The sequence below is a fragment of the Pantoea sp. USMM079 genome (genome assembly GCF_037153115.1).
Lineage (GTDB): Bacteria > Pseudomonadota > Gammaproteobacteria > Enterobacterales > Enterobacteriaceae > Pantoea > Pantoea communis.
In genome coordinates this window covers 54857-67880 of the sequence record NZ_JBBCKX010000028.1, presented here as the reverse complement: position 1 = coordinate 67880, position 13024 = coordinate 54857, and the positions used below count along the sequence as shown (strand labels likewise).

Below are 13024 nucleotides of genomic sequence, written 5' to 3'. Positions count from 1 at the left end.
CGATATCGAGAGCCTGACTGAGAAGCATAAAAAAATCCGTAATCCCTGAGAGATTACGGATTCTTGCAGAACTGCCGGATCGTTCAACCGATCATTTTTGTCTTAACTGATCGGCATTACGCATTTCTGCGGCGTTTTCTTCTCAACACAATATCCTTAATTCAGGATTTCAATGCGACGCGGTTTCGCTTCTTCAGGAACGATGCGTTCCAGATCGATGCTCAGCAGGCCCAGTTCGAGACGCGCATCGCGCACCACGATGTGATCGGCCAGCTGGAATTTACGCTCAAAGTTACGTTCGGCGATACCCTGATACAGGTATTTGCGCTCCGGTTGCTCTTCGGGGTGCGCACCGCGAATAATCAGCACATTGTCGTGTGAGGTAATATCTAACTCGCTCTGGGCAAAGCCCGCAACGGCAATGGTGATGCGATAGTGGTTTTCATCCACCAGCTCAACGTTGTACGGAGGATAGCCACCATTGGCCTGATTCTGATTGGACTCAAGCAGACTAAACAGACGGTCGAAACCAATAGCAGAACGATAAAGCGGAGTGAGATCAAAGTTACGCATAAAAAGACTCCTGAAAATCAGCAAGTTTTGGCAACCTTCCACCATGGACAGGTTGTGCGGCCCGCTGCTGCCCCTGTCGGCAACAGCAACGCGACCGTGCAGTAAAAATGGGTGCGCTTTGATCGCTTTCAAGGGCAATGGCGTATTTTTTTACAGCAATTTTGACGAAATAGCATACACTCAGAAATTCTTCGCCTGCATTGCATGACATCGCCACAGAGCTTTGCTGCAGCAGGAGACACACTCCAGCCAGAAGTGATGGCTGTAGGGATGATGAAATGAAAATGATGAAAAGCTTTCCGCTCACCGGCCTGCTGGTCTGCGGCGTTTTGACTACTTCGGGTTGCTCCAGCGTCATGTCTCACACTGGCGCCAGCCAGGGTTATTATCCCGGCACTCGCGCCAGCGCAGATATGATTGCCGATGACAATACCAGCTGGGCGATAAAGCCGCTGGCGGTGATCGATCTGCCCTTCTCCGCCGTACTGGATACGATTCTGTTGCCGTGGGATTACTTCCGCACTGACAAAGATTCGGCGCATGACCGTGTGCTGCAAAGTGAAAAATTGGCTGGCACTGACGCCAGCCTGGCGACTGCCGCCGCTATGCCTTCGACGTCGCACTGACGCAGAACAGCTGGCGCCAGCCCTCAATTTCCCGCATGTAAGCGATCTGTTTGCCGTCCGGTGACCACACTACCGCATCACCGGAAGGCGGCTGCTCGCTGCGTTTGGTTAAGCGCGTGACGTGCCCGGTCGCCACATCACAGCGCATCACGCTGTTATCGCAAATAAAGGCGATCGCCTCGCCTGACGGCTGCCAGCTGAATGCTGACTGAATAGTGCTGCTGAGCCGCGTGATTTGACGCGGTGGACCACCGTTAGGCGACACACACCACAGCTGTACAACGCCCTGCTCATCCGCCATCAGGAAGGCGATGGTGCTGCCGTCCGGCGACGCGCGCAGCCAGTGACGTGGCTGCAATGCTAACCCTTTACTTTGCGTGATGCGGCGTTGCTGCACACCGGCAGGCGGTGCAGGCAGTTTATCCGCCGTGCCCTGTAACGGTGATGCACCGGGTTTGGCGTAATCACTCAGCGCCTCGGGCAAATCCACTACAAACACTTCCGGCACTTTATCGCCGTTGGCAGCACGCGTGTCGCCGATAAACGCCAGCGCCCAGCGCTGCCAGCTGCCATCTGGTTTTTGATATCCGCGCTCGCCAATCCAGCCCTCTTCATAAGCGCGGTCAATCTGATCGCTGCCCGACTGGGGATCGCGCGTGGTTTGGCTCACCAGCACGCAGTAATGGCTGCCATCGTATTCACGGGGATGCTGTTTCGGCGGACACACTGGATGCAGCGGTACGGCTACACCGACATTACGCAGATCCTCACGCGCATCTTTTTCATGCATCACATGGTCGTTATAGGTATAGCTGAGGCGCGATCCGTCTGGACTGAATACATGCACATGCGAGCCGCCGCGCAATGCGCCGGGCGTATAAGGTGCGGTAATGTCACAGGCATCGAGATTTTCCGCATTGCCCTGCTGCACAATGACGCCGCGACGATGATGGAAATCATAATGCCAGTGTCCATCGGGATGCTCAGGGCCATGAATGCACACATAGCGCGGCGGCAGATCCGGGCTGACGGTCACCACGCCGACATGCGCACCGTCGCGTGCCTGATACAGCACCTCGACCGCACCGCTCGCGACGTTGACGCGTTCGATGGTCAGACTGGTAAAGGATGCGCCCGACGGACGAACATCAAACGCCAGCCACTGGCTGTCCGCGGTCCAGACGTTGATATTGGTGAGCTGATGATGACGCTGTGCAAAGGTGAGTTGTTTTTCTGACATGAGGCAACCTTACATCCAACAGTTGCCGAACAAAGTACGCGATTATGGGGTGAGGTGCAGCAGTCACAGCGCAATAATTTGCGAACAGTTGGCGCAATTCAATACGAATCGATCACGTCAGGAATGAGTGATAGATTGCGCAAAAATCATGAACAGATCGCGCAATGAATGGCTGACAGATTGCGTGATAAATCGTGAACAGACACGCAATGAATGGCGCCGCTACGCATCGCAGGGCGTTGTAGCGGCGTCATTTATCGCGCGGTATCGATCATCCTACGCGCTTCACATCCCCCACCAGCAGGATATAGGAGAGCGCACCAACCAATGCCACGGCGGAGATATACACCAGCGCCGGGGCAAAGCCGTAATCCTGTGCCAGATAGCCCACCACCAGCGGTACCGTGATGCCGCCCAATCCACCGATAAAGTTAAACATTCCACCGGTTAAACCGATCAGGCGAACCGGCGCCAGCGACGACACCAGCGACCAGGTAATAGAGGCGAAGCCGTTGCCGAAGAACGCGATGGCCATCAGCGTCATAATCCACACCGGATCGTTGGTGTAGTTGGCACCCATGATGCACGTAGAGATCAGCAATCCACAGATAATCGGCGTCTTACGCGCAAAACCAAGGGAACGCCCGCTGCGCACCAGACGATCGGCCACGATGCCAGAAAGAATCACACCAAAGAAGGCGGCGAGGAACGGCACGGTGGTCATAAAGCCTGCTGTCAGCGCGGAGATGTGTTTTTCCTGCGTCAGATAGTTCGGGAACCAGGTCAGGAAGAACCACAGCGTAGAGGTAACAGCGAACTGCCCAAGGTACACGCCGCACAGCTTGCGATGGAACACCAGTTTCCAGTCGGCGGCAGTGAGTTTGGTGCGCGTTTTTTTCGCCGCGGGTGCATCGCCGTCCACCATCGCCCCCCCTTCACGGATATAGTCCAGTTCCGCCTGGTTGATGCCTTTGCTCTGGCTTGGGGCTTGATAGAACTTGATCCACACCAGCGACCAGATGATGCCGATGCCGCCTGTGATGATGAACACCCAGTGCCAGCTCAACAGTTCCTGAATCCAGATCAGCAACGGTGTGAGAAAAGCGAGACCGACAAACTGACCCGAGGTATAAAAACCCACGGCAGAGGCACGCTCCTGCTCCGGGAACCAGCTGGTGACCAGACGATTGTTGGTCGGGAACGCGGGTGCTTCAAAGATGCCGGTGATGGCACGCAAGCCAATCAGCGATAATAATCCGCTGGCAAAACCCTGGAATAACGTGGCGACCGACCAGCCGAAGATGGCAATAAAATAGGTCAGGCGGGAACCGACGCGATCGAGGAACCAGCCGCCGGGAATCTGGCATAGCGTATATAACCAGGCAAAGGCAGAGAAGACATATCCCATCTCCGCTTTACTGATGCCGAACTCTTCCTGAATATGCGCAGAGGCCACCGCTAAATTAGCGCGGTCGACATAGCAAATCACCACCGTAATAAAGATCATCAGCAGCGTAATATAACGACGCCGGGTGGGTTTGGCCTGAACAGCAGAGAGATCCATGGTGTGTCTCCATAATCATATTTGTAGTTCAGGCGTGACGATGCCCGCCGCTACAAATGCAGGGTAAGGATAGTGAAGGTAAAACCGCACAGGCGGTAAATGTCATTTGCCGGGAAAAAGGCTGAGCGAGGCCCTATGCCTTATTTCACCGGCATATCTTTATCTAAAAGATTTTATAAATTCTTATACCCTAAATAATTCGACGTGCAGAATGGTGGCATGGGAATACACTCCCAAGAGCTTACTTAAGGTGAGTAAGCACAGCCAGCGCATCTGTCGCTTAAATTATGACGAGTATTACCACTCAGCGACCGTTCCGTCTGGGAAACGCCATAATGGATTACGCCAGTCTGGTGCATTCTTACTTCTTTCAATCACCAGCTCTTCGTTAATTTCCACGCCGAGACCCGGTTTATTCAGTGGATAGAAGTGACCATCATCCATTTTGAAATCATCTTTATTGATAACGTAATCCAGCAGTTCAGCACCCTGATTATAGTGAATGCCCATGCTTTGCTCCTGGAACACCGCGTTGCGTGAAACGAAATCGACATGCAGGCAGGCAGCCAGCGCGATTGGGCCGAGCGGACAGTGTGGTGCCAGCGCTACATCGTAAGACTCTGCCATCGCGGCAATTTTGTAGCACTCGGTGATACCGCCCGCATGCGACAGATCCGGTTGCAGAATCGCCAGGCCACCCGCTTCCAGCACGCGTTTGAACTCGAAGCGCGAGAACATACGTTCGCCTGCCGCAATCGGAATATGGGTTTGCGCCGCCAGACGCGGATAATATTCCGCCTGCTCCGCCAGCACTGGCTCTTCAATAAACAGCGGACGATACGGCCCCAGCTCTTTGATCAGCACTTTCGCCATTGGCGCACTGACGCGGCCATGGAAATCGAGGCCGAACTCAATCTCTTTGCCAAAGGCTTCACGAATCTGTGCCACGGTATTCACCGCTGCATCCACTTTGCGCGAGTTGTCGATAATGCCCATCTCTTCGCATCCATTCAGCTTGAAGGTGTCGAAGCCAATCTTGCGCAGTTTCTTGATGCCGTCGACCACTTCTTCCGGACGATCGCCCCCCACCCAGCTGTAAGCTTTGATGCTGTCACGCACCAGACCACCAAGCAGCTGATACACCGGCACACCCAGCGCTTTACCTTTGATATCCCACAATGCCTGATCGATACCGGCGATGGCACTCATCAAAATCGGACCACCGCGATAGAATCCACCGCGATACATCACCTGCCACAAATCGTTGATGCGTGCCGGGTCCTGACCAATCAGATATTCCGACAGCTCATGCACAGCCGCTTCGACGCTGCGCGCGCGCCCTTCAATCACCGGTTCGCCCCAGCCAACGATGCCTTCGTCGGTTTCGATTTTCAGGAACATCCAGCGCGGCGGCAGGCGATAAGTGGTCAGTTTGGTAATTTTCATCGTACAGCATCCTTATAAGCAGCAATAAATGCGCGAGCTTTCTCCACAGTGCGCGACAGCGGCTGGCCAGCGCGATAGAGATCGCTGCCCAAACCTGCGCCAATGCAGCCCGCGGCCAAAAATTCATGCAGATTTTCTGGCGTCACGCCGCCCACCGCAAACACCGGCACTTCCGGCGGCAGCACCGCTTTCAAGGCCTTGATGTAGCCCGGACCAAACGCCGACGATGGGAAGATTTTCAGCGCCTGGGCGCCCGCTTGCAGTGCGGTGAAGGCTTCGGTGGCGGTGGCGCAACCCGCTGCAACAATCATCCCTTTCGCCACGGCCTGACGGATGACTGCCGCATCGGTATTCGGCGTCACCACCAGCTTGCTGTTAAGCGTGGCCAGTTCATCGACCTGCGCCGGATGCAACACGGTGCCCGCACCGATCAGCGCTTTATCGCCGAAAGTCTGCACCATCGCGCCGATGCTTTTGGCCCATTCCGGGGAATTCAGCGGGATCTCAATGGCATCGAAACCCGCTTCGATTAGGGCACCCACGTGCGCTTCGGCCTCGTCTGGCGTGATGCCACGCAGGATGGCGATCAATGGCAATTTAGTGTGCCAGGTCATCTGCAATACTCCTTATTCCATGCTGGAACGCGCGGTCGCCTTCCAGGGTGACTGAATCCATGCCGATAAATTGCAGCGCCTGCTGATAACGCTGCGCCAGCGCATTTCCAGCAATAATGATGATCGGTTGGCGGCGATCCGCGTGTTCCGTCATCAGCGCCACTTCATGACCAATCAGCAGGCCGGATAGGAAATCGCTGATATGGCGGCGATCGCGTGCGCCCAATACACGAGAAGCACGCACTTCGAACAGCCGGGAAAGGATCGATGCGTCGTGGCTGCCGACCGCTAAGCCCTCACGGAAAGCGGCGGCATTCTCTTCCTGTTCGGGTAAACCCGCACCGATTAGCGACTGTTTCAGCAGCAGATGATGCAGTTCACCCGTCATCACCGTGCGAAAGTCCTGCACACGCTGCTGCTCCACCTGCACCCATTTGGCATGCGTGCCAGGCATCACATACTGCATAGCGGGTTGCAGCGCGAAGGCACCTAGCAACTGTGTCTCTTCACCGCGCATCACGTTGTAGTTGTCAGCACGTTCGACGCTCAATCCCGGCACGATCCACGCTTTATCTTCAACGCAGGTCAGGCGGCTGCTGAGTTGATCCAACGCCACAGGACAGGCCAGATAAGGCACCGTAAGCCAGCCTGCATTGCTACCGACCATGCCCGCCATCACCACCGGCACATCATTCACTGGCCAGCCGTCTGTCACACTGGCAAAGACCTCTGCAGGCGTGCGTCCGCCAAGACGCGTGACGCCCGCTTCTGACCGGCGCTCATCAACGCAGTTACCCTGCTGATAATGCCAGGCACGCAGATTGGTTGAGCCCCAATCAATCGCGATATAGCTGGTCACATAATCTCCTTGAGTCGGGCGGTGGAGCTGGCGATCATCGCTTTTGCCGCCTGCTCCGCCGCATCACCATCCTGATGTCGGATGGCATCAAACAGCGCCTTGTGTTCGGCTAAGGTGCGCGGCATGTTGCCGGAATCCGCCATGTAGGTTTTCGCAAACACCGCTTTCTGTAACTGGCTGATCGCCACATTAAGCTGCTGCAATACCGGATTGTGCACCGAAGCCAGCACCGCTTCGTGGTAGCGGATATCCGCCTCATTGAATGCTTCCCGATCGAGATGATGGGCAACCATGTCGTTATAAGCCTGCTCAATCGCCGCCAAATCGTTGGAGGTCGCGCGTTCCGCCGACCAGCGCGCAATCTGCGGCTCCACCAGCACGCGCACTTCACTCATGGCGGCAATCAGCCTGGGATCTTGATCGTGCGCCAGTGCCCATTGCAGGACATCGCTGTCGAGGTAATTCCACTGATTGCGCGGGGTGACAAAGGCCCCACGATAACGCTTCATCTCCATCAACCGCTTTGCCATCAGCGAGCGAAATACTTCGCGGATGATGTTTCGCGAGGTGCCAAACCGTTCACACAACTCTGCTTCGGCTGGCAACGCGGCGCCCGGCACATACTTCCCTGCTACAATTTCTTCACCCAGCGTCAGGATGATGCGCTCGGTTTTGCTTAATTGTTCTTGCGTCATGATGTTCCATTCAGTGAAAGACGGTAGCCCATCAGATTACTGCTTTCGACGCGTGAAAACTAACAGACACCTCACGTCACGACGCATATTGTAGTACTAACTAAGTTAGTTGTACTACAATCTGGATCACATAATAGACAATTCATCGACGCATAAATGTGCACCCGATTAAATCGAGCTGAGTGTGAGTTAGGGCATCACTTATGACGGATCAGTGTGCCCCAGGCAGAAACTTAGAAGCTCGCTCGTTGGGTGATCATTCATGGTGAAGCAATGCGCTCCGGGTGGAAACGGGACTGATCGTTCGCGGGTTCATCATTTATGAAGTATGAATAGCTGCTTCACGGAAACCGTAACGATCATTCGTCGTGTCGGCATTGATGGCGACCGATGGACATTTGCAGAATGAATTCAGAGAGGCGGACAGCAGCACGCTGCCCGCAAAAGAAAGGATTACAGCACCAGCTCTTCAATGGCATGCGCGACGCCATCTTCCATATTGGTTTTGGTCACGAACTGCGCAATGTTTTTGACTGAATCAATGGCATTACCCATCGCCACGCCGGTTCCCGCGTACTCAATCATCGCCAGGTCGTTTTCCTGATCACCAATCGCCATCACTTCCGACTGCTGCAGGCCGAGTTTGTCCGCCAGCATTTTCACGCCGTAGCCTTTGTTGACCAGTGGATTGAGAATTTCGAGGTAGTACGGCGCACTTTTCAGGATGGTGTAGCTGTCACGGGCACGCGCAGGCAGGCCAGCAATCGCTTTATCCAGCAAATGTGGCTTGTCGATCATCATCAGTTTCGGGAAGCGAGTGGCCGGGTCCATCTCTTCTACCGCGCGGTAGCGAACCGGAATGCCGGTCAGGCTGGCTTCATGGATGGTATATTCGCTGATGTCTTTATTTGGCGTGTAGAGGAAAGATTTGTCGAATGCCTGGAAATGCACGCCGAGGTCGCGCGCCAGCTGTTCCAGATAAAGATAGTCATCAAAGCTCAGCGTTTTTTCTGCCACCACATCGCCGCTATCCGCGCTGTGCACCAGCGCACCGTTGTTACTGATGCAATACTGGCCGGGCTGCTGCATATCGAGTTCCATCAGATAGCGCTCAATGCCGACCAACGGACGACCAGTCGCCAGCACAATGGATACGCCTTTATCACGCGCACGACCAATCGCCGATTTCACCGCCGCCGTCACTTCGTGCTGCGGGTTGAGCAGCGTGCCGTCCATATCGATCGCAATCAATTTTATCGCCATAACATCCTCGGTTAAGTCAGAGTTTGTTTAATGCTAGCGCGATTCAGCTCACATTGACCAGTTAATCGGCAACGGACGGCACTTCAGGCTATTTTGCGGTCAGCGGCTTGCGGACAAACAAGCCATAGCTCAGCGCACCCAGCATTAGCAAGCCCGCTCCCAGCAAGAACACGTTGGTAAATTTGCCGGTAGTATCCAGGATGATGCCCGTGACAATGGGTGCCATTGCTGCGCCGAGGAAGCCACCAAAGTTCTGAATCGCACCAAGGGAAGCCACCTGAGATTTTGGTGCAATATCACTGGCCAGCGTCCAAAGTGCCCCTTGTGGCATCTGCGAACAGAAGTAGCCCATGGCCAGCAGGCCAATTGCCAGTGGCGTACTATCCACGAAGGGGATCGGTGCCACGAAGCAGGCGGCCAATGCTGCGCCAGTCACAATCGGAACTTTACGCGCGGTGATGGCCCGCACACCGCGACGCACTAATCGATCGGACAGCATACCGCCCACCAGCACGCCTAAAATGCCGGCGAAGAATGGAATCGAGGCGATCCAACCAGTGGCTTTGAGACTGAAACCCAGGGATTTTTCCAGATAGCCGGGCAGCCAGGTGAGATAGACCCAAATAGTGAACATGATGGAGAAGTTGCCGATCACCATAAACCAGGTGGTGCTATGGCGGAACAGTGCGCCCCAACTGGCTTGTGCCTTCTCTTCTGGTGCAGCGACACTGCGCTGCCCGGCATGCAGCAAAGCATCTTCACGCGCTTCTGGATCACGATAAAACTTCCACCACGCCAGCAGTAATGGGATCCCCATTAAGCCAATGGCGACAAACATGCCGCGCCAGCCGAATGTCAGCAACAGTACGGTCAGAATCGGAGGGGCAATCGCATTTGCGATTTGCGAACCGGTATTGATGATCGCCGTGGGTAAGCCTCGCTCGTTATCACCAAACCAGCGATGGGTGATCTTAATGCCCGAAGTGAAAAACGGCGATTCGGCGATCCCTAACATCATGCGTAAGCCATAGAAGAAGCTGTAGCTGTTCACAAACGCCGCCAGCACAGTAAACGTGGACCATAAGCCAAGCGCCCATGAAAACATTTTCTTCGGGCCAAACTTATCCACCAGCCAGCCAGCGGGTAAATTCGCCAGCGCATAAGGCCAGAGGAACGCGGAAAGTAACAAGCCCATTTCCGTTTGAGAGAAACCAAATTCAGCGGCAATGGTGGTGTTGGCAATGCTCAGGTTGGCGCGATCAAGATAGTTAACCACCGCTGCCAACAACAGAAGGAGGACGATGCCCCAGCGCAGTTTACCTATGGTTGTCGGCTGGGTAATGGTCGCATCAGATAAGGTATGCGCAGAAGGTTTCATGACGCCTCCTGCGGTGCAGTAAACAGGTCGAGATGGATTTTAATCACTGCTTTGCGAATGCGCTGTACTTCGGGCGCGGCACAGCATGGGCGATGCACATCGTGCGGGAAAAACAGCGCGAATTGGCCCGGCGTTAAAGTAATCATCGATTCATTGATGGTGTCCTGATAAAACACCACATCTCGTTCATTGCGCAGATCTTCAGTAATGACATGCTGCGGATGCGCACGCGCCACGCCGATATTTTCACGTCCTTCCAGTAAATATTGAATATCAACATAGTTAAAGTGCGACTCCGCACGGCGCGCACTCGCCGGCTCGGTCTCCATTTCCTGCACCAGACAGAACATCTGGTTGTTGGGCAGTAAATCGTATTTCCCTGCTTCCAGCTGGCTGAAATCGGTATCCGCAATCCAGCGAATAGCCTGGTCAACTATGGGATGAAAAGCGTGGCGCTCGCGCGTCCAGTCCAGTCGATCGCATACAATCATGATGTCTTCCCGTGTCGTTATCGTTAGAGGGTTCAGGTACAGCGGGAGGATAAGCATCCTCCCTGAGAGGTGTTATTTGGCTACACGTGGCTGCCACAACGCACTGCCATCACGGATTTGATCGAGCAGCACGCTCAATCCCCAGAATTTTTCCAGCACGTTGTCTTTGTTCACCCGGCAGTGCTCACTGGAGAACGTGCCCAGTCGCTGGTGATAAATCTTGGCGTTTTTTGGATAGCCGAGCGTTTCAGTCACAGCGCTCAGCGACAGGAACAGCGACAGTTCATGGGCTTTTTCCGGCTGCTGTGCGCCATGGTGATAAAGCCAGTGATACAAGCCCGGATGGAAGTTGGTGAACACACCGCTGAAACCTTTGGATCCCGCTTGCATCGCCGGCCAGGCAATCGCGGCATTCGCATTGATAATGGCTAGTGGCGTGCCCTGAGCCAGTTTGACGCGGCGCTCAACAGTTGGCAGATCGCAGCTCACATCTTTCAGCACCACAAAACGGCCACTATTGGCGCAGAAACTGAACTCTTCATCACTCAACAGTCGACGATATGGCGCCGGGCACTCATAAAGCCCCAATGGCATGTCTGCGGGTAACGATTCCAACAGATGATTGAGATGGGTATAGAATGCTTCGCTGCCCTGATTTTGAGGATCGAGGTGGTTGGTCACCAGGACCAAAGCATCAATCCCGGTATTGGCCATAGCCTGCAGCTCTTTAGTTTGCTCTGCCAGATCATCACTGATATGGCCTGAGGCGATAACGGGCACACGGCCTTCTACTTTCTGTACCACAAAGCGAGCCAGTTCTACTCGCTCCTCAAGGCTGAGATACTGCATCTCACTCGACTGGCACACCGCGAATAGCGCATCCACGCCCTCTTTTAAGTACCAGCTAATTAGCTTTTCCAGGCCGGGATAATCAATCTGGTTATCTGGGGTAAACGGGGTCAGCATGACCGGTACAATGCCTTCAATCTTTTTCATCATCTCTCCTGCCAGCGAAAGGCCGCTGTGATTAGTTATCTGGTTTATCGTTGTTGAAGTCGGGTCAGCACCTGCTGACGATCGGGCATGTTGCTTGCCCCTTCTCGTTCAACAGCGAGCGAAGCAAAAGCAGAGGCCCAGGTCGCCGCTTGCAGCAAGCTTTGGCCCTGAGCGAGTGCCGCCGCCAACGCGCCGTTGAAGGCATCGCCCGCGCCCGTGGTATCCACGCTGAGCGCAGGAAATGCCGGAATATGGTGAAATTGTTGGTTATCAAACAGCAGTGCACCGCGCGATCCCATGGTGATGATCACCCTCCGCGCGCCCAGTGCGACAATGGCCTGAGCAGCCGCGCGTGCGCTGGGGACATCATGGATTTCAATGCCAGACAGACGCGAAGCTTCGGTTTCATTCGGCGTGAGTACATCAATCATCGGCAGGCAGCTCACCACGTCAGGGGAAAATGGCGCAGGGTTCATAATGACGCGCACGCCCATGGTGTGTGCGAGACGGATGGCGCTGCGGGTAGCTTCAAAGTTGTTTTCCAACTGCAGTAGCATCACATCCGCATCGGTTAATTCATGCGTGAGTTCAGCAATCTCTTCGTCGGTAATGGTTTTGTTGGCACCCGAATAGATGGCAATCATGTTCTCGCCATTTTCTTGCGAGACATAAATGATGGCGCTGCCCGTGGGTTCGGTATCGGTCTGATAGAGACGAAAGGAGTGAATGTCGGAAGCGGAGAGATGATCGAACGCAAACTGGCTGAATTGATCGGTACCGACTTTGGCCACAAAATGGACGCGCGTACCCGCACAGCTAGCGGCCATCGCCTGATTGGCGCCTTTACCGCCAGGCCCCAGCGTGCTGCCTAACGCCATCAGTGATTCGCCACTTTGCGGAAACTGCGCCACTTTCGCCACGATATCGACGTTAAAAGCACCAAGAATGCAGACTTTCCCCTGCTTACCGGATGACTTTATCTGGCCTTTACGTGACTGCAGGCGTTGTAGCAACACCTCAAAGTTGCCGCTTTCGCTGATGAGCTTTTCCTGCAAATTGCGGCGTAACGCAATCGCTCCACCATAGCAGCGCTGCACTAAGCCCTGCTGTGCCAGTGCACTGAGATCGGTACGAATGGTTTCTCGTGTCACGCCTAACTGGCTTGCCAGTCCATTAACCGTGACCCGTTCGTGCTCATCCAGCCATTGCAAAATCTGGCTACGTCGTTCTTCCAAAAACATGCGTTTCCCTCCGTTTCGCTCGCAAGCGTAAGGGAGAC

General features: G+C 54.6%; 14 protein-coding genes. 1 reads left to right on the top strand and 13 read right to left on the bottom strand.

Annotation, left to right across the window (positions count from 1 at the left end; all coding sequences use genetic code 11):
* Positions 1 to 156: 156 nt before the first annotated feature.
* Both ibpA and WFP70_RS23665 read right to left on the bottom strand, forming a co-directional pair.
* Positions 157 to 573 carry a small heat shock chaperone IbpA gene (ibpA, locus tag WFP70_RS23670; protein ID WP_034830093.1) on the bottom strand — a complete coding sequence of 139 codons (417 nt, stop codon included), beginning with the start codon at positions 571 to 573 and terminating at the stop codon, positions 157 to 159.
* Positions 566 to 931 (bottom strand): hypothetical protein, encoded by a 366-nt coding sequence (locus tag WFP70_RS23665; RefSeq protein WP_337024577.1) that lies wholly within the window; start codon positions 929 to 931, stop codon positions 566 to 568. Before WFP70_RS23665 ends, ibpA begins: the two co-directional genes overlap by 8 nt.
* Here WFP70_RS23665 and WFP70_RS23660 point away from each other — a divergent pair.
* The gene (locus tag WFP70_RS23660; protein WP_034829992.1) at positions 852 to 1199 is read left to right on the top strand and encodes a YceK/YidQ family lipoprotein; all 348 of its coding nucleotides are present in this window, start codon (positions 852 to 854) and stop codon (positions 1197 to 1199) included. The two genes, WFP70_RS23665 and WFP70_RS23660, sit on opposite strands and share 80 nt — an antisense overlap.
* Here WFP70_RS23660 and WFP70_RS23655 read toward each other — a convergent pair.
* The 11 genes from WFP70_RS23655 to WFP70_RS23605 all read right to left on the bottom strand — a co-directional run bounded on the left by WFP70_RS23655 (position 1177) and on the right by WFP70_RS23605 (position 12986).
* A complete protein-coding gene (locus WFP70_RS23655) occupies positions 1177 to 2439 on the bottom strand; it encodes a DUF3748 domain-containing protein (protein WP_337024576.1) in 1263 nt (420 codons plus the stop codon). The two genes, WFP70_RS23660 and WFP70_RS23655, sit on opposite strands and share 23 nt — an antisense overlap.
* A gap of 271 nt (positions 2440 to 2710) precedes the next feature.
* Positions 2711 to 4003: an MFS transporter gene (locus WFP70_RS23650; protein ID WP_034829994.1), complete on the bottom strand. Its 1293-nt coding sequence runs from the start codon at positions 4001 to 4003 to the stop codon at positions 2711 to 2713.
* A gap of 297 nt (positions 4004 to 4300) precedes the next feature.
* Entirely contained in the window at positions 4301 to 5449 is a 1149-nt protein-coding gene (dgoD, locus tag WFP70_RS23645) for a galactonate dehydratase (protein ID WP_337024575.1), read from the bottom strand.
* Complete coding sequence (locus WFP70_RS23640) at positions 5446 to 6063, bottom strand: 2-dehydro-3-deoxy-6-phosphogalactonate aldolase (protein WP_045833469.1); 618 nt, start codon at positions 6061 to 6063, stop codon at positions 5446 to 5448. Before WFP70_RS23640 ends, dgoD begins: the two co-directional genes overlap by 4 nt.
* Positions 6047 to 6922, bottom strand: a complete 876-nt coding sequence (locus tag WFP70_RS23635; protein WP_337024574.1) for a 2-dehydro-3-deoxygalactonokinase — start codon at positions 6920 to 6922, stop codon at positions 6047 to 6049. Before WFP70_RS23635 ends, WFP70_RS23640 begins: the two co-directional genes overlap by 17 nt.
* A complete protein-coding gene (locus WFP70_RS23630) occupies positions 6919 to 7617 on the bottom strand; it encodes a FadR/GntR family transcriptional regulator (RefSeq protein WP_034829999.1) in 699 nt (232 codons plus the stop codon). The genes WFP70_RS23635 and WFP70_RS23630 overlap by 4 nt, the downstream gene beginning before the upstream one ends.
* Before the next feature lie 453 nt (positions 7618 to 8070).
* Complete coding sequence (gene yidA, locus WFP70_RS23625; RefSeq protein ID WP_034830000.1) at positions 8071 to 8880, bottom strand: sugar-phosphatase; 810 nt, start codon at positions 8878 to 8880, stop codon at positions 8071 to 8073.
* A gap of 88 nt (positions 8881 to 8968) precedes the next feature.
* Positions 8969 to 10258 (bottom strand): MFS transporter, encoded by a 1290-nt coding sequence (locus WFP70_RS23620; RefSeq protein ID WP_058961707.1) that lies wholly within the window; start codon positions 10256 to 10258, stop codon positions 8969 to 8971.
* Entirely contained in the window at positions 10255 to 10749 is a 495-nt protein-coding gene (locus tag WFP70_RS23615) for a YhcH/YjgK/YiaL family protein (protein WP_058961706.1), read from the bottom strand. The genes WFP70_RS23620 and WFP70_RS23615 overlap by 4 nt, the downstream gene beginning before the upstream one ends.
* Before the next feature lie 72 nt (positions 10750 to 10821).
* A complete protein-coding gene (locus tag WFP70_RS23610) occupies positions 10822 to 11745 on the bottom strand; it encodes a dihydrodipicolinate synthase family protein (protein WP_160869108.1) in 924 nt (307 codons plus the stop codon).
* Between the two features lie 44 nt (positions 11746 to 11789).
* Entirely contained in the window at positions 11790 to 12986 is a 1197-nt protein-coding gene (locus WFP70_RS23605; RefSeq protein ID WP_182056766.1) for a PfkB family carbohydrate kinase, read from the bottom strand.
* Positions 12987 to 13024: the final 38 nt, after the last annotated feature.

Excerpts from the sequence above, each read along its gene's own strand:
- ibpA (WP_034830093.1), bottom strand. The coding sequence starts at position 573 with ATGCGTAACTTTGATCTCACTCCGCTTTATCGTTCTGCTATTGGTTTC.
- WFP70_RS23660 (WP_034829992.1), top strand. The coding sequence starts at position 852 with ATGAAAATGATGAAAAGCTTTCCGCTCACCGGCCTGCTGGTCTGCGGC.
- WFP70_RS23665 (WP_337024577.1), bottom strand. The coding sequence starts at position 931 with ATGACGCTGGAGCAACCCGAAGTAGTCAAAACGCCGCAGACCAGCAGG.
- WFP70_RS23655 (WP_337024576.1), bottom strand. The coding sequence starts at position 2,439 with ATGTCAGAAAAACAACTCACCTTTGCACAGCGTCATCATCAGCTCACC.
- WFP70_RS23650 (WP_034829994.1), bottom strand. The coding sequence starts at position 4,003 with ATGGATCTCTCTGCTGTTCAGGCCAAACCCACCCGGCGTCGTTATATT.
- dgoD (WP_337024575.1), bottom strand. The coding sequence starts at position 5,449 with ATGAAAATTACCAAACTGACCACTTATCGCCTGCCGCCGCGCTGGATG.
- WFP70_RS23640 (WP_045833469.1), bottom strand. The coding sequence starts at position 6,063 with ATGACCTGGCACACTAAATTGCCATTGATCGCCATCCTGCGTGGCATC.
- WFP70_RS23630 (WP_034829999.1), bottom strand. The coding sequence starts at position 7,617 with ATGACGCAAGAACAATTAAGCAAAACCGAGCGCATCATCCTGACGCTG.
- yidA (WP_034830000.1), bottom strand. The coding sequence starts at position 8,880 with ATGGCGATAAAATTGATTGCGATCGATATGGACGGCACGCTGCTCAAC.
- WFP70_RS23620 (WP_058961707.1), bottom strand. The coding sequence starts at position 10,258 with ATGAAACCTTCTGCGCATACCTTATCTGATGCGACCATTACCCAGCCG.
- WFP70_RS23615 (WP_058961706.1), bottom strand. The coding sequence starts at position 10,749 with ATGATTGTATGCGATCGACTGGACTGGACGCGCGAGCGCCACGCTTTT.
- WFP70_RS23610 (WP_160869108.1), bottom strand. The coding sequence starts at position 11,745 with ATGAAAAAGATTGAAGGCATTGTACCGGTCATGCTGACCCCGTTTACC.
- WFP70_RS23605 (WP_182056766.1), bottom strand. The coding sequence starts at position 12,986 with ATGTTTTTGGAAGAACGACGTAGCCAGATTTTGCAATGGCTGGATGAG.